The following is a 15,154-nucleotide window of genomic DNA, read 5'->3' on the forward strand; positions in this document are numbered from 1 at the left end:
AAAAACACCAAAACTTATCGATAGATTTTCATAAAAAAACAACTTCGAAGTAATAAACAGTAAAATTTGATTACTTACTCTACAATCTATCATTAATAAAATTATACTCTCAAAATAAATCTATGCAATCAAAACCCAATTTAGAATCTAATATTGAAATCCAAACTCAGAATGAGGGCTTAATTAAAGATAAATATGAGGCTTTATTGAAGGAGACTCAAAGTATTATTTCTATCTTTTACATTCTTGCTGTGGCTATTGGAATGCTTTTTAATTATCAAAAATACTCTGAGTTTGGAATAAATATCTTTGATTATGCAGATATATTTGAGTTTTTGGTAGCTCCTTTTTCTGATGTGATTATTTTATTTTTCACTTTTGGTTCTTGTATATTTGGATATTCATTTTTTAAGTTTGATACGTGGTTAATGCAAAAGTTTCCTAAATTTTATAGTGTACTAGCTTTTGGCTGGGATAAGAAAAAGTGGTATGGTACTTATAGATATATGATATTTCTGATGGTTTTCTTTTCTTTTTTATACTTTTCAGCAGATTTTTATGGCGAATTAGCAGCAGAAAAGACGAAAGAAAAATCTCCAATTTCATTACGATTTTCAGATAATGAAATTAAAAAAGGAGTTATTATAGGCAACACAAAACAAGTAATATTTTTTTTAGAGGGTAAAAAAGTAAAAGCAATTCCATTTACAGCACTTGTAAAAGAGTTTGAAGTCAAAAAATAGACTTCATTCTTTAAAAAATTAATCTATAGGTTTCTAACTGAATTTGGTAATCAGTATTAAAATCAGTTTTCAAAAATTGAAATCCTAATTTTTTAAGCAAAGTTTGTGAAGTGATATTTCCTTCCATTATTAAACCAAAAATTTGTTGATGTTTCAGTTCATTTTTGACAAAATCAATGACTTTTTCACCTAATTCGGTAGCGAATCCTTTTCCTTGAAAGTCTTTTGAGATACGAAATCCAATATGAAAAGTAGCATCAGAACCCAAATAAGGCATAACTCCCATTGTTCCGATATATTTTTCAGTTTTCTTTTCTCTAACTACCCAGTAGTAAAGATGTTGATTCTCAGAAAGTATTCTTTTGTTCTCTAAAAAATTGGTGTACTCACTATTAGATAAATTTTGAAGATGTTTTATGTATTTTACAGCATTTTCTTCTCTAAAAGAGGCAATAATTTCTTTAAAATCTTTTTTCTGAATTAAATTTAATTCTGTTCTTTCTGTGGTAAGTTTCATTATTTGAAATTGATTGTGGTAGTAAAAATATAATTTCATAAAAAAGCATTTTGCTTTCTAAAAAACAAAATGCTTTTCTAATAATGCTAAAATAAAATATTACTCTCTATTCAATTTGGTTTTGACATAATCCATTATAAAGAAAAACTCTGTTCCTATTTGTTTGCACCTTTCATCATAAGTTTGGGCTTCTTTGTCTGTTCCATCAGATATTTTTGGGTCTTTAAATGGAATAGCAAAACGAGCATCTGCTCCCATAACTAAAGGACAGTTTTTGTCAGCATCACTACAAACCATAATAGCAGCAAAATCTTTTTGAGGATTCTGTTTGTGTGAATATTTCTTTGAAAACATAAATAGCTCTTTTTCAAACTTTTCTCCTACTGACATCAAATAAATAGGATTTTTCCCTTCTTTATCAACAGAACCTACTTTTTCTAACTTTATCCCTGTTCTTTGCAGTGCAGCAACGGCTCTAGGATTAAAAGCAGTCGATTCTGTTCCTCCAGAAAAAGTAGTTATTCCTTCAATATTATAATAATAGGCTGCAATTTGTAACCAAGCCTGTCCAAAATGACTTCTACGTGAATTATGGGTACAGATTATGGTCATATCAATTTGTTTCTTATCCATTTTTTTATTGATAATATAATCTCCAATTTTCTTTAGTTTTATTTTCCGTTCTTCATCAATAGTTTCAAAATTAGAAGCTAAGTTTTTAGAGTAATTTTGAAGTTTAGGATACAACTTATTTTTTTCCACTTTAGATAAAGAAGTAAAAGATGAGAAATTAAAAATCAAGAAAGGAATAATGCATAAAGATAGAAATACATTTGAAGTTTTCATTTTTGTAATGTTTAATGAAAAGTGATTAAGGTAAATATTTAAAGCTTTGAAAAATGAAATCCATAACTAAAGTTATGGGTAAAAAATTAACAACAGCCACTACTTGGACTACACACACTTTTTTGTTCTTGAATAATTTCTTTTTTTATAGACTCAGAAGAAGGATTTTTTTGAGCAAAAACAGTAATACTAAAAACACCTGTTTGTCCATTTCTGAATTCTCTTATTTCGCTTTCAGATAGATATTTTTGAAGAATATCATCAGGGATAAAAATAGCTTTCTCTTTTTGTAGGGTAATATTTTCAAAACCAACTTCTTTGATAAAATTGAGATAGTCTTCTTTCTGAATCGCTCCAGAAACACAACCTGCATACATTTCTGCATCTTCTTGTAAAGCTTTTGGAAGATTACCCAAAAGCACAATATCTGAAATGCTAAAATGTCCATCATCTTTCAAAGTTCTGTACATTTCTTTAAAAACAGCTTTTTTATTGGGTACAAGATTCAGCACACAATTACTCACAATTACATCAACAGAATTATCAGAAATAGGCATTGTTTCGATATCTCCTTCTCTAAACTCCACGTTATTATAACCTAACTTATCAGCATTCTGACGAGCTTTTTTGAGCATTGTAGGAGAAAAATCTATTCCGATTACTTTTCCTGTTTCGCCTGTTTCTGCTCGTGCCACAAAACAGTCGTTTCCTGCACCAGAACCTAAATCAAGAACTGTATCGCCTTTTGTAATTTGAGCAAATTGTGTAGGAAGTCCACAACCTAAGCCTAAATCTGCATCAGAATTATAACCATTTAGATTATCATATTTTTCTGACATAATATTGTAAACTTCTGTTGAAGAGTTTGTAGTTCCACAGCATGAAGAAGCATTGAGAGCTTTATCTTGTAGAGCTACCTTTTCATATTTCTGACGAACCATATTTTTGATTTCTTGTTCTGTTTGAGATTCGTTTTGTAATGTGTTTGAAGTTTGAATTGAATTTTTCATTTGTTTATTGCAATTTAACAATTAATAGTAATTTAAAAAAAGAAAGCTTACGCTAGGTTTAATCTAAGGTTTTGTCTTAACAGCACGAATTAGAATCAATTTTTGAAGTAAAATCAGTAAAAAAAGTATTGAAAAGAGTTTGTATGTCTTTCCAATTTTGAGGATTGATACAATAACAAACGCTTGTTCCTTCGATAGTTCCTTGAATGATTCCTACTTTTTTGAGTTCTCTAAGATGTTGTGAGATAGTGGGTTGTGCCAATCCAATTTCGTTTACCAAATCTCCTCCAATACATGTATTTACTTTTATCAAGTGTTGCAAAATTGCTATTCGTGCAGGATGTCCCAATACTTTTGCAAGGTTTGCAAGTTCGTTTTGTTTTTCAGTAAAAATATCAGATTTGGTAAGTCCCATTTTGAGTAAAATTGATTTTTGATTAATCCTTATATTGCAATATTACGATAAATAAATTTATTAGTTCAATCGTATTAGTTTATTTAACTTTTTTTAAGTATAAATAATGTTATACAGATAATTTTGGTTTGAGGTAAACTGAAATTTCCCAAAACATAGCCGAAAGAACAATCAGAACAAAAGCATTATTTCCTAGAGAAAATTGCGTTGAGCCAAAATGTAAACAACCAAACTGTTGTACATTATCTACATAATACACTTGAAAAGCAGCTAGTAAAGTTGTAAAGCTGCTTATTACAAAAAAGTACATCTTTCCTTTTTTGAAATCTTCAAGTATTCGTAAATTAAAGAGGAGAGGCAAGAAAATAAATAATGCTCCTGCTGAAATATAAACAAGTAGAGAAACTAAAAAGCCATTCAAAAAATAGCTTTTTAGACGAGAATTGATAGTATTTTTCTTCATTTAGTCTAAATTTTCTTAAAAAAAACGAATTACAAAAAATAGTATTTTCCGTAATCCGTAATTTTTAATTCGTAATTGAAAAGTTTCTAATATTCTGTTATCAATGTTCCGATTTCGTCTCCGTGTACTACTTTCAATAAATTACCTTCTTCATTCATATCAAAAACAATAATTGGTAAATTATTTTCTCTACAAAGCGTAAATGCTGTCATATCCATAATATTTAAGCCTTTATTATAAACCTCTTGGAAAGAAAGGTTTGAATAACGAACAGCCTCTGGATTTTTCTCTGGGTCTTCCGAATAAACACCATCTACTCGTGTTCCCTTCAAAACTACATCAGCACCAATTTCGATAGCACGAAGCGAAGCAGCAGAATCAGTTGTGAAATAAGGGCTTCCCAAACCTGCCACAAAAATAACTACACGTCCTTTTTCTAAGTGACGAATCGCTCGACGACGTACATAAGGCTCACAAATTTGTTCCATTTTAATACCTGAAAGCAAACGAGTATAAACACCAACTTGCTCAAGAGCAGACTGCAATGCCATTCCGTTGATAGAAGTAGCAAGCATTCCCATATAATCTCCTTGAACTCTATCAATACCTATTTTGGGAGATTGCATTCCTCTAAAAATATTTCCTCCTCCAATTACGATAGCTACCTGTAAGCCTTCATCAACAGCTTTTTTTACTTCTAATGCGTATTGTTCTAATCTTTCAGCATCGATTCCGAACTGCTGTTTTCCCATAAGAGCCTCACCACTTAGTTTTAATAAAATGCGACGATAGCGATAATTTGAAGCGTTATTTGAGTTATACATAAGAGTTTGTAGTATGAAATGTGGGGAAGTGAAAATTGATTTTTTATTGGGTAATTGCTTTCTTGCGTTTTATGAATTTTTTATTTTGAGAACTTGAAAAAACACCAAATCAAATTCCATAAAAAAACCGTTTATCTTTAAAAAAAAGTAAACGGTTAGTAAATAGTGTAACTATTTTTATTGAAAATAGAAAAAGTAGAAACTACTAAAGTTTCCTGTTTCCATGTTTTGTGCTTTGAGCTAATTAGATGTGTTTTTGAAATTTTCATAAACGACAATTTATTAGAAATTGATATTTTTTAATTGCATTGCTACAAAAATACGATTTTTTATCAAAAATCTATAATCTAGTAAAGAGAAATTTGTAATTTTGTATTACAAACACACAATAACACTCTTGACAGTTGGGAGCTGTTACTTACTTTTAAAATAAGTTTTAATGAATACTTCTTCTACTTCTTTTGATACTGCTTACTGGCAAAATCGTTATAAAGATTCAGATACTCCTTGGGATATTGGTTATGCTAGTCCTCCTTTAGTAGCTTATTTTGATAAATTAATTGAAAAATCAAAAGAAAATAAGAATTTAAAAATTCTTATTCCAGGGGCAGGAAGTAGCCACGAAGCTGAATATCTGCATAAAAAAGGTTTTAAGAATATTTTTGTGATTGATTTGGCTGTATCACCCTTAGAAGAGTTTGCAAAACGTTGCCCTACTTTTCCAAAAGAACATTTGATTCAAGATGATTTTTTTCAATTTGAAGGACAAAATTCAGAATACTTTAACTTCTTTGATTTGATTGTCGAACAAACTTTTTTTTGTGCCTTAGACCCACGTTTGAGAGGAGATTATGCAAAACAAATGAGTCAGCTTTTGAAAAAAGGAGGAAAACTAATCGGACTTTTATTTGATTTTCCAATCAGAGAAGAACAAGACAGTCCACCTTTTGGGGGAAGTGCAAACGAATACAGAGAGATTTTTGAACCTTATTTTGAAATAAAAAACCTCAAAAGATGTTACAATAGTATCAAACCAAGACAAGGAACAGAACTCTTTGTTGAAATGATGAAAGAAGTTGGGGAACTGGGAGTTAGGAAATAGAAACTTGACGCTAAAAACTCTGCTTTTAGGCAAGTAATTCTAACAAAAAATTAAAACAAAACATTTTCAAAGTAAAATATTGAAAATTTACACTTTAAAAATATATAGTTATGAGTAGTAAAATGGCATTGATTGCATTTATCTTAGTAATGTCTGTGCTTTTTCCAGCAGCAGGTTATTTTATGGATTATATGCGCCACCGAAAATATAGAACGCTTGAAAAAGATGATGTTCGTAATAATATGACTAAAGAGGAAATGGAATTGGCAAAAAAATAAATAGAAAACCGTTTTTAGTAGTATGCTAAGAACGGTTTTTACTTTTGTAATGAGTTTGTTTATCTTAACTCCTTATTTCCGAAATATTCAATAGAAGCTACTAAAATAGCACCAATAAGCATAAGCCCAAGAGCCATAAAAAAATGTGTGTCTATTTCTGGAATGTAGCGCATTGTTTCCAAAACTTTCTCTTTTCCATGTATTATTTCAGTTCTCAAAACTTTTTTCCAAGGATAAATAATGGAGAGTGAACCCAACACAAAGCCTGTCAGGACAGCTAAAAGAGAGTTTTCATAGTTATCAAAAAGCCAAGAAAGCACTTTTGCAAAAGTCAAGATTCCTGTAACAGCACCTAAAGCAAAGGGAACAATAATCCAAAGACCTGCCATAATTCCGTCTATATCAAATCGTAGAAGAGCAGACGGCAAATCACTAATTGCACCAATAATAAGAGCGTAATTTCCCAAAAGCAAAAGTACAAAAGAACCCGAAACACCTGGTAAAATCATACTACAAATAGCAATAAAGCCACACAAAAAGAGATAAAAAGGATTACTACTTCCATCTACTTGTCCACTAAAAGAAATTCCGATAGCTAATGTTGCACCAATCAAAAACCAAATAATTGCCAAAATATTCCATTCTTTTATTCTTCTTCCCACTACCCAAACGGTTGCTATGATAAGTCCGAAGAAAAAAGACATTGTCAATATTTCATAAGTAGCTAACAGATATTTGAACAGTTTGGCAAAGCTAATAATGCTTGTTGCTATTCCTGCAAAGAGAGCAATTAAGAACAATAAATCTGTTTCTTCTGCAAATTCTTTAAATTTTCCCTTAAAAAACAAACGTAAAGTGGGTATGGAAAAACTCCCAATGGCTTCTAAAAGGCGTTCATAAATTCCCATCAAGAAAGCAATCGTACCCCCAGAAACTCCTGGAACTACATCGGCTGCTCCCATTGCCATTCCTTTCAAATACCATAAAATTGGATTTTGCATAAAATTAAATCAGTTATCAGTAAATAGTTACCAGCAATCAGTGAATTTCAATTTCATTCTCTGCGATCTCTGTAACTCTGTGTTTGAAAAAGAAATTCGTAATTTAAAATAAATTATTTCCTAAGCCATTTTTCAGGGTTTAGTTTTTCTTGATGCCTCCATATTTGAAATTCAATTTCATAGGTATCATCTTTATAGCTTCCTGCTGTTCCGATAGGCTGTTTTGCGCTTATTTTTTCGCCAGTTTTTATTTTGACAGACTTCAAACGAGAATAAACTGTGAAATAATCTCCATGTTGAATAATGACTAAGTAACCTCGCCCAGCAATTTCACTTACATCAACAACTTTTCCTGCAAAAACAGAACGTACAGGTTCGTTAGGTTGCGTTTGAATATCAATTCCTAGTTTTTCAATTTTTACAACAGGTTTTCCTTTTTCTTCTGGCAAATAGGGCTGAACACCAAAATGAGCTGAAATAAATCCATTCTTGACAGGCCAAACTATTCTACCTTTTGACTTTGCAAAAGAAGTAGAAGTCATTTTTTCACTGGAAGATAGACTTGCCGAAAACTCTGAATTATTGATAGTCTTACTAATCAAATTATCAACTTCTTTTAATATTTTTCGTTCTTTATTGAGGTCTGCACGTAATTTTGATTCTTTTACTTTAAATTTCTGTAATATTTGTTTTTGTTTTATTCTTAGAGCTGCGAGTTCTTTTTCTTCTTTTGTTTGGACTTTTAGAAGCGATTGCTTTTCCATTTTATTTTCTTGAAGTTGAGACGTTCGTTTACTCAAATTTTGTTTGACATATTCTATTTGCTTGATTTGTTCTCTTCGAAGTAGGTTATATTTTTGAAAGTAACGCAAACGAGCCAAAAGTTCATTGATAGAATTAGATGCTAAAAGTAGAGAAAGTTTTTCGTAGCGACTATTATTTTTGTAAGCTAAATAAAGCATAATACCATATTCGTGCTTTAGTTCAGCTAAATCTTTTTCTAATGATTCTACAATGTTTTGATTTTCTCTTATTGATTCGTCTAATAATTTGAGTTCTTTTCCAATTACACGAACAAGTTGTTTGCGCTGGTTTATCTGTCCATTTATTGCAGAAAGCGAACTGATGGTAGTTTTCTTTTCCTTTTGAGTTCGTTTTAAGATTCGATTTGTATTTGTTATCCGACTCAAAATAGTAGATCGCTCTTTTTCAAGCTGCTTTTTTCGTTGAGAAAAACTCTCATTGATATTCAAAAGCAGAAAAGATAAAGAAAATAGAAATACAAAAAATAGTTTAGATAAGTTTCTCAAACTAAAAAGATGATTATGATATAAATAATTGGTACTATATGAAATCTTCAGTTCTACCTCTTTTGTAAAATGAAAGGTTTATATGAAGCTGTTTTAGCTCAAAAGTCTTTTTTTTAATAAAAAATCACTAACTTTACTACAAAGTTACACATTTTTCTTTTGTATGATTGTAATTATTTAAGTTTTCAACTTTAAAGAATTTTTTATTAAAGTTTTATTCATTTTTTGGCAAGAAAAACAAAAGTCTAACGTTATAATTAAAGATAGAAGTCTAAACCAATACTCCATAAAAAAACTATAATCTTTGTTGAGTTAAATTACAATATGACAAAGGTTATTCATGGCACATGGTTTGCAAACTAATTATTAAAACAATCTATTAGTAACGAAACTATCTTAGTTTCTTCAAACAGCTTTAATGCTTTTGATAAATAATATGTTGTATTTTTAAAAAAAATCATTAAATAATTTTCAAATAAAAGGCTTTGTATTTGTCTAATTTACAGTCCTTTACTATATTGGTAAGAAATTTAATAACTTTGGAATAAGTTAGTATAAATTTTAATTCTTATTTGTATTCAATTAATAACCTGTTGTTTTTTATGAAAATACAAAGTAATATTATATGATTTATTCTCTTTATTAAAAAATCTTACCTATTCTATTTCGTTACATAAAACGGTGTCAATATGAAATTTAAATTACTCTTAGTACCTATTCTATTTATAGGCTTATTATTTACAAATGGTGCTAGTTATGCACAGTCTGGAGAAGCTCTTGACGCTTTTGTAAAGGGCGAAAATTTTCGCAAACAAAAGCAATGGAAGACGGCTCTTGCACAGTTTGATATTGCAGTAGTAAAAGACCCTACTGTTTATAAATATCATTATAATAAAGCACTTTGTCATTTAGTGCTTCGTGAAGCTGACCCTGCAATTGCTTCTTTAGAAAAAACAGTTTCTATCAAAAAGGATTTTGTAGATGCTCATGAGCGTTTGGCTCGTCTTTATAAAATTACGGGAAAATACGACCAGTCAATTGCATCTTATCAAAATGCTTTTAAGTATGATACTGATGCTAAAAGAAAAACAGATTATAAACTCAATATTGTTTTGATTTTGGATAGAACAAAACGTTTGGAAGAAGCTGGGGCGCATATCGCAGACCTCAAAAAACTTGCTCCAGATGACTTGAATGTTCTTTACTATGAAGCTAAATATAGTAATTCAACAGGAAAGTATGAACAAGCAAAAACAGCAATGTTGAAAGCTACTGAAATGTTGGCTACTGATAATCCAAAAGAAATTGCTCGTTATTATTTTGAGCTTGGCTATGCTTATCATCACTTAAAAATGTATGATGAAAAAGAGAAAGCTCTTAATCATGCTAAAGTAGGTCCTTTTATGGCTCGTATTACTAAGTTAATGCCTCAATATTATCATGCAATTGCTCTTTCTTACTTCAAAGTATATGATTTAGACAAGAGTAAAGAATTGGTAGAGAAAGCATTAGAAATGCGTAAAGATTTTCCACAAGCTCATGACCTTTTAGTAAAAATTGCTGCTTCTGCAACTGATAAATCTGCTGTTATAGAACACCAATCATCTTCTATTCAGACAGAGCCTAATGCAGTGAAACGTTCTCAAAAATTTGCAGACCTTGCAGAGCTTCAATTAGAATCTCGTAAGTATGAAGGTGCTATAAAATCTGCTGATGAATGTTTGGCTTCTCAACCAAAAAATTATGCTGTAGTATTTATCAAAGCTATTGCACAGCATAAAATGGGAAGCACACAAGATGCCATCAAAACATTGGAAGATTTGCTTCAATTCCCTGGTATAGATTCTGAAACAAAGGCTCAATATAATTTTGCTCTCGGAATGTTTTATCAAAAATTAAATCAAGCAGAACCAGCTGTTGGTGCTTTTACTCGTGCAAAATACGGTTCTTATAAGTATGCTGCTTATGAGGAACTAGAAAAATTCAAGAAAAGTGATAATGAAGAAGAAGAAGAAAAATTAGAAGACGTAGCTGATGGTGCAGATACAGATGGAGAATAATTTCTACTTCACTTATAGATAATTATAAAAGCAAAACCCTTTCTAAAACATTTTAGAAAGGGTTTTGCTTTTATAGCTAATGCTTTCCTATTTATCCCACTCCTTCATCCAAAACGTTAGGGTATGAAATTCCTCTTCTTCTTTTCCTATTTCTTTCCAAGAAATTTGAGTTTGTAGGCTTGGTTTCTTTTCATACTGTCTGTGCTTCCAAAAATCTTCTAATGATTGATAATTCTTAGGTCGTAATTGGTGGTCATCTGGACGATTAATTCCACAAAAGGCTGTAAATCTTCCATCAGTAATATTTTTTTTTTTGAAATAACTAGCTGCCCATTTTTCTCGCTCTTCAAAAAAACGAACTCCTATTCCTTGTTTTCTATATTCCTTTCTCAGCACCGATTCTTCAAAATACACTCCCTTGCTCACTTCATATCCTTTTGCAATAAATGGGAACTGAATAAACGTGTCTGCCTCTTCTAAGGCAATACAGGTAGAAGCTCCAATAACATCTTTTCCATCAAAAGCCAAAACTACGGCTGCATATTTCGCATGAATATATGAGTATAAATATACTTGTTCATAGTCAAAATTACCGTCGTATAAGTAAGGATATTCTCTAAATACCTCAATTCTAAGTCCTGCTAAATTTCGAATATAAGGCTGTATGGCATCCCCTGTAAATAATTGTACGTGCATGAAAAAATAGTAGGAAGTTGTTGAGTACTATGAAAATAGATAGATAACAAAAACTGTTCTTCCAATTACACAAAAATGTAACTAAAAAAACAGTTTTTTGAATCAATAAAATAATTTGAAAAATGTATTTATTACACTTCTAACTCTCTCAATGTTTCGTGAGTTAGAGGTTTATTGATGTATTTACGTACAAAATTATAATTCTTTGCCTTACTCATATCTTTTGGATTAATAGAAGAAGTGAGCATCACAATTTTACAATAATTTTGAGTAAAATCAGAAAGCGTGTTGAATTGGTCTAAGAACTGAAACCCATCCATGAGAGGCATATCAATATCTAAAAAGATAACTTGTGGAAGAACTTTATTATTAGGCATATCTTGTGCAATTTTTTCTACATTACGTAGAAATTCAATTGCACTTTTTGCACCTGAATGTGTATAAATTTTATCACAAATTTCTGCTGTCTGAATCATTTTCTGATTAATAAGATTGTCGATTTCATTGTCGTCAATCAACATTACTGCATAATATTTTTTATCTGTCATACGAATAAATTTAATTCTGAGTTAGGGTGCGAACTAATTAAACGAACAAAAATAACTAAACTAAATCAAATAATTTTTGAACGATAAGTAATGATAAGTGAAAAATAAAATTATTTAACTAATAACTAGCAATATTTTATCTAGTAATTTACTTTATGTTTATAATAAATCTTATTTCTTTTAATTAAAGCCTTCTAATAAAAATAGAGTTGATAAGCACAAGTATTTATGATACAATCTATATAAATTTACTCAAAGAAAAAAATAATCTTTTACTATATCAAATCTACACGCAAAATAGACTGTATTTTTATAAATAGATTTTGATAAAACGCTGTTTTCTAATAAAAAAATCTTTTTTGAACTATTTTTTTTTATTTATACTTGTAGATGTACAAATTCTTTCTTAGATTTGCATTCCCTTTCAGACAAAGGGCTTCTCTTTTATTCAAAATAAATAGAGAATGGGCCCATAGCTCAGTTGGTTAGAGCACCTGACTCATAATCAGGTGGTCCTAGGTTCGAGCCCTAGTGGGCCCACAGAAGTCGTAACAGGCAATAAAAAGGTAATTTCTAATTTATTTTAGAAATTACCTTTTTTACATTTAAAGGTAAGCTAGGTCATTATTTTACTTTTACTTGTAAGCCTCTAAGTCCCATATCAACTACTTGTTCTGTTACTTGATTTCCCACATTAATATCCCATTTTCCATTTGAATTTGTATCTTTCCATTCAAAACTATCTTTGATAGAAAAAGAAAGAACAACCGTAATATCTTCTGTCTCCTTTCCTGTGATGGTCAAAGCATTATCAAAAGAACCTGTAATTACACACGAACCAGCAGGAACAGGCGAAGTTGCAGCTAAAGGATTAACAACCGTAGTTCCTGCTGATTGTCCTTGACTTACATCAGTAGATGTATAACCATATTGAGGAAGTGAAATCATTGTTTCGAAGGCCCAAAACCCTTGTTTTTTGTCATCGTTTATAGAAATCGTTTTATCTTTTACTGTAAAATCATTGATTCTTGTGTTATAGCCAATAAACCCTGCGATTGTTCCTTCTTGATTTGGTAGATTGATATTATCATTTCCAACTTGAATATTATTCAAATCGTAGTTGATAGAAAGGTTTTGATAAGCTACTGAAGCACGTACCCACTCGTATTTTCCTGCTGCAATATCTTTTATGGGAACATCTAAAAATACCTCTCCTTCTGGACTTATAATAGCTTTTGAAAAATCAATAGCCGTAGTAAATCCATTTTTAGATGAGCTTACTTCTTCATTTTTGTATAAAATTTGTCCTTCTCCAAGTTGTGTAGTGGCAGAAGGAGCAAATTCAATATAATGAACGCTCATAGCATTAAAAATTGGAGTTTGTGCAGCATTTCCTGTTGCTATTCCAATGGGTTGAGCCAAATTATCAAGGCGTTCTTGATTTGGGTCAAATCTAAACTCAAATCTAACTTTTGCTGTGCTTTCAGATGGGTTTGGCGTGTCTTTTTCAGTCTCACAAGATGAAAGAAAGCCTACTAGTAATAGAAATAAGAAAAGCGTTGATTTATTTGATAGATTATTCATAGTTGTATAAATTTGATTAATCAGAGTAATTAATTAGCTTATCTAATTTCATACAAATTTCTAACCTATTTTACTCAAAACCATCACTTTCTATTACAAGGTTATCACGGTTATTTTTGTATAACAGTCTTCCAGACTGTTAGATAGAATAAAATACTACTTTTTATGTTCAGACAAGATGTCTGAACTACCTTAATACAAACCGTGATAAGGTTTATTTTACTCTAAAACCCATCTTTTGCATATCTTCCCAAAAAGTAGGATAAGATTTTTGTACTACCTCTGGACTTTCAATTGTAATTGGGAAAAGCAAAGCCAAAGGAGCAAAAGCCATCGCCATACGGTGGTCGTGATAGGTATGCAAAGGTTCAGTAGGTTCGTGAAGCTGACAAACAGGAATATGAAGTTCATTATCATTAATAATTTCTATTTCTGCACCAAATTTAGCAAGTTCTATTTTAAGAGCTGTAAGCCTATCTGTTTCTTTTATTTTCAGACTATGAAGCCCTGTCATATGTGCCTCTACTCCCAAAGCTGCACACAAAACAGCCATTGTTTGTGCCAAATCTGGACAAGGAGTAAAATCATATTTAAAGGGAGAACGCTTAGAAGATGTTTTTTGTAAACGAACACCTTCTTTTTCATAATGAGTTTTGATTCCTAACCCTTTCATCATTTTTGCAATTCTATTATCTCCTTGCCACGACTGTTCTCTAAGTCCCTTTAAAAACAATTCAGACTTTGAACAAATTGCAGCCATACTATACCAATAACTAGCAGCTGACCAATCCGATTCTATTTTATACTGATTAGGGCTATATTGTTGATGAGGAATAATAATTCTGTTTTCTGTCCAAGAATGTAAAATACCAAAATGTTGCATTAATTCTAAAGTCATTTTAATATAAGGTTCAGAAGAAACAGGAGGAATAATTTCTAATAAAATTCCTTTAGGTAGAAGAGGAGCAATCATCAAAACAGCCGAAATATACTGACTGCTTATATTTCCTTGAATAGAAATATTCTGTTGCTGTGACTCTGGACTAAAACCGTGTATAAAAAGTGGAGGAAAACCATCGTTTTTTTCATATGTTATCTGTGCGCCTAATTCACGAAGAGCCAAAACTAACTCTTTTATTGGTCGCTCGTGCATTCTGTCTGTTCCCTTCAAAAGAGTAGGATGATTTTTTATCGTACAAAAAGCTGTCAAGAATCGCATTGTCGTTCCTGCATCTTGAACGTCTAAAGTCAAATCTAAAGAAATATTATCAGCCGTTCTTCCTTTTGCATTACTTCTAATATTTTCTTCTTGTTCTTCAATATCTCTAAACTTAGTTAATAATTGTTGGAGGATTTTTGTATCTCTAGCAGCCGAAAGGTTTATTAGAGAACATTTTTTTTCACAAAGAGCTTCTATAATTAAGGCTCGGTTGCTTTCACTTTTAGAAGAAGGCAAAGCAATTTCTCCATCAAGGATAATTTTTGGAGAGGAAATATCTAAAGAAGGCGAAACAAGAAAGGGAGAAGGCGAAACAGACATATAATTACTAGTTGTTAGTATAAGCAAGTCAATTTTTTAATGAAATTGTAATAGCGATTTTAATACAAAATAGTATAGAAATTTACTATAAATAAAATTCTCTTTTATACGAATACTGATTACAAAATCGTTTTTACTAGTTTGGGTAGGATTTTTATTATAATATAATACAAATAAAGTTCCTAAATTTTAGAGAAACAAGAACTCTGTTGTTTTT

16 protein-coding genes and 1 tRNA gene are annotated in these 15,154 nt (G+C 30.7%); 5 read left to right on the forward strand and 12 right to left on the reverse strand.

Features of this window, described 5'->3' with window-relative positions:
- Window positions 1-122 precede the first annotated feature (122 nt).
- Window positions 123-743, forward strand: coding sequence for a hypothetical protein (locus tag WAF17_RS05285; protein WP_338767169.1), 621 nt, complete (start codon window positions 123-125; stop codon window positions 741-743).
- 10 nt (window positions 744-753) lie between these two features.
- On the opposite strand, the gene WAF17_RS05290 is transcribed toward WAF17_RS05285, so the two are convergent.
- The 6 genes from WAF17_RS05290 to pyrH form a co-directional block, all read right to left on the reverse strand.
- Window positions 754-1,260 (reverse strand): GNAT family N-acetyltransferase, encoded by a 507-nt coding sequence (locus WAF17_RS05290; RefSeq protein WP_338767171.1) that lies wholly within the window; start codon window positions 1,258-1,260, stop codon window positions 754-756.
- A gap of 99 nt (window positions 1,261-1,359) precedes the next feature.
- The gene (locus WAF17_RS05295; protein ID WP_338767174.1) at window positions 1,360-2,106 is read right to left on the reverse strand and encodes a protein-tyrosine-phosphatase; all 747 of its coding nucleotides are present in this window, start codon (window positions 2,104-2,106) and stop codon (window positions 1,360-1,362) included.
- 86 nt (window positions 2,107-2,192) lie between these two features.
- Complete coding sequence (locus WAF17_RS05300; RefSeq protein ID WP_338767176.1) at window positions 2,193-3,116, reverse strand: arsenite methyltransferase; 924 nt, start codon at window positions 3,114-3,116, stop codon at window positions 2,193-2,195.
- A gap of 76 nt (window positions 3,117-3,192) precedes the next feature.
- On the reverse strand, window positions 3,193-3,531 hold the full coding sequence (locus WAF17_RS05305; protein ID WP_338767179.1) for a metalloregulator ArsR/SmtB family transcription factor: 339 nt from the start codon (window positions 3,529-3,531) through the stop codon (window positions 3,193-3,195).
- 109 nt (window positions 3,532-3,640) lie between these two features.
- Window positions 3,641-3,994, reverse strand: a complete 354-nt coding sequence (locus tag WAF17_RS05310; protein ID WP_338767182.1) for a hypothetical protein — start codon at window positions 3,992-3,994, stop codon at window positions 3,641-3,643.
- A gap of 86 nt (window positions 3,995-4,080) precedes the next feature.
- Entirely contained in the window at window positions 4,081-4,818 is a 738-nt protein-coding gene (pyrH, locus tag WAF17_RS05315; protein ID WP_338767185.1) for a UMP kinase, read from the reverse strand.
- A gap of 439 nt (window positions 4,819-5,257) precedes the next feature.
- Here pyrH and WAF17_RS05320 point away from each other — a divergent pair, with 439 nt between their 5' ends.
- Window positions 5,258-5,920, forward strand: a complete 663-nt coding sequence (locus WAF17_RS05320) for an SAM-dependent methyltransferase (RefSeq protein ID WP_338767187.1) — start codon at window positions 5,258-5,260, stop codon at window positions 5,918-5,920.
- Between the two features lie 110 nt (window positions 5,921-6,030).
- Window positions 6,031-6,198 carry a hypothetical protein gene (locus tag WAF17_RS05325; protein WP_338767190.1) on the forward strand — a complete coding sequence of 56 codons (168 nt, stop codon included), beginning with the start codon at window positions 6,031-6,033 and terminating at the stop codon, window positions 6,196-6,198.
- A 59-nt stretch (window positions 6,199-6,257) separates the two neighbouring features.
- Here the strand turns inward: WAF17_RS05325 and WAF17_RS05330 are convergent, their stop codons facing one another.
- Together WAF17_RS05330 and WAF17_RS05335 are read right to left on the reverse strand one after the other, a co-directional pair.
- Window positions 6,258-7,199: a DUF368 domain-containing protein gene (locus tag WAF17_RS05330; protein WP_338767192.1), complete on the reverse strand. Its 942-nt coding sequence runs from the start codon at window positions 7,197-7,199 to the stop codon at window positions 6,258-6,260.
- A 113-nt stretch (window positions 7,200-7,312) separates the two neighbouring features.
- A complete protein-coding gene (locus WAF17_RS05335) occupies window positions 7,313-8,509 on the reverse strand; it encodes a peptidoglycan DD-metalloendopeptidase family protein (RefSeq protein WP_338767194.1) in 1,197 nt (398 codons plus the stop codon).
- Between the two features lie 689 nt (window positions 8,510-9,198).
- On the opposite strand from WAF17_RS05335, the gene WAF17_RS05340 reads away from it, so the two are divergent.
- Entirely contained in the window at window positions 9,199-10,569 is a 1,371-nt protein-coding gene (locus WAF17_RS05340) for a tetratricopeptide repeat protein (RefSeq protein WP_338767197.1), read from the forward strand.
- An 87-nt stretch (window positions 10,570-10,656) separates the two neighbouring features.
- Here the strand turns inward: WAF17_RS05340 and WAF17_RS05345 are convergent, their stop codons facing one another.
- The gene (locus WAF17_RS05345; protein WP_338767199.1) at window positions 10,657-11,265 is read right to left on the reverse strand and encodes a GNAT family N-acetyltransferase; all 609 of its coding nucleotides are present in this window, start codon (window positions 11,263-11,265) and stop codon (window positions 10,657-10,659) included.
- Between the two features lie 131 nt (window positions 11,266-11,396).
- Window positions 11,397-11,813, reverse strand: a complete 417-nt coding sequence (locus tag WAF17_RS05350; protein WP_338767202.1) for a response regulator — start codon at window positions 11,811-11,813, stop codon at window positions 11,397-11,399.
- A gap of 466 nt (window positions 11,814-12,279) precedes the next feature.
- Here WAF17_RS05350 and WAF17_RS05355 point away from each other — a divergent pair.
- Window positions 12,280-12,353: transfer RNA gene (locus WAF17_RS05355), tRNA-Ile, on the forward strand.
- Window positions 12,354-12,437: 84 nt separating this feature from the next.
- Here the strand turns inward: WAF17_RS05355 and WAF17_RS05360 are convergent.
- Complete coding sequence (locus WAF17_RS05360; RefSeq protein WP_338767205.1) at window positions 12,438-13,397, reverse strand: hypothetical protein; 960 nt, start codon at window positions 13,395-13,397, stop codon at window positions 12,438-12,440.
- A gap of 214 nt (window positions 13,398-13,611) precedes the next feature.
- A complete protein-coding gene (gene aroA, locus WAF17_RS05365; protein WP_338767207.1) occupies window positions 13,612-14,964 on the reverse strand; it encodes a 3-phosphoshikimate 1-carboxyvinyltransferase in 1,353 nt (450 codons plus the stop codon).
- Window positions 14,965-15,154: the final 190 nt, after the last annotated feature.

This window comes from Bernardetia sp. ABR2-2B (assembly GCF_037126435.1).
Lineage (GTDB): Bacteria > Bacteroidota > Bacteroidia > Cytophagales > Bernardetiaceae > Bernardetia.

Bases quoted from the DNA above. Each gene is read 5' to 3' on its own strand.
- WAF17_RS05285 (WP_338767169.1), top strand. From the start codon at position 123: ATGCAATCAAAACCCAATTTAGAATCTAATATTGAAATCCAAACTCAG.
- WAF17_RS05290 (WP_338767171.1), bottom strand. From the start codon at position 1,260: ATGAAACTTACCACAGAAAGAACAGAATTAAATTTAATTCAGAAAAAA.
- WAF17_RS05295 (WP_338767174.1), bottom strand. From the start codon at position 2,106: ATGAAAACTTCAAATGTATTTCTATCTTTATGCATTATTCCTTTCTTG.
- WAF17_RS05300 (WP_338767176.1), bottom strand. From the start codon at position 3,116: ATGAAAAATTCAATTCAAACTTCAAACACATTACAAAACGAATCTCAA.
- WAF17_RS05305 (WP_338767179.1), bottom strand. From the start codon at position 3,531: ATGGGACTTACCAAATCTGATATTTTTACTGAAAAACAAAACGAACTT.
- WAF17_RS05310 (WP_338767182.1), bottom strand. From the start codon at position 3,994: ATGAAGAAAAATACTATCAATTCTCGTCTAAAAAGCTATTTTTTGAAT.
- pyrH (WP_338767185.1), bottom strand. From the start codon at position 4,818: ATGTATAACTCAAATAACGCTTCAAATTATCGCTATCGTCGCATTTTA.
- WAF17_RS05320 (WP_338767187.1), top strand. From the start codon at position 5,258: ATGAATACTTCTTCTACTTCTTTTGATACTGCTTACTGGCAAAATCGT.
- WAF17_RS05325 (WP_338767190.1), top strand. From the start codon at position 6,031: ATGAGTAGTAAAATGGCATTGATTGCATTTATCTTAGTAATGTCTGTG.
- WAF17_RS05330 (WP_338767192.1), bottom strand. From the start codon at position 7,199: ATGCAAAATCCAATTTTATGGTATTTGAAAGGAATGGCAATGGGAGCA.
- WAF17_RS05340 (WP_338767197.1), top strand. From the start codon at position 9,199: ATGAAATTTAAATTACTCTTAGTACCTATTCTATTTATAGGCTTATTA.
- WAF17_RS05345 (WP_338767199.1), bottom strand. From the start codon at position 11,265: ATGCACGTACAATTATTTACAGGGGATGCCATACAGCCTTATATTCGA.
- WAF17_RS05350 (WP_338767202.1), bottom strand. From the start codon at position 11,813: ATGACAGATAAAAAATATTATGCAGTAATGTTGATTGACGACAATGAA.
- WAF17_RS05360 (WP_338767205.1), bottom strand. From the start codon at position 13,397: ATGAATAATCTATCAAATAAATCAACGCTTTTCTTATTTCTATTACTA.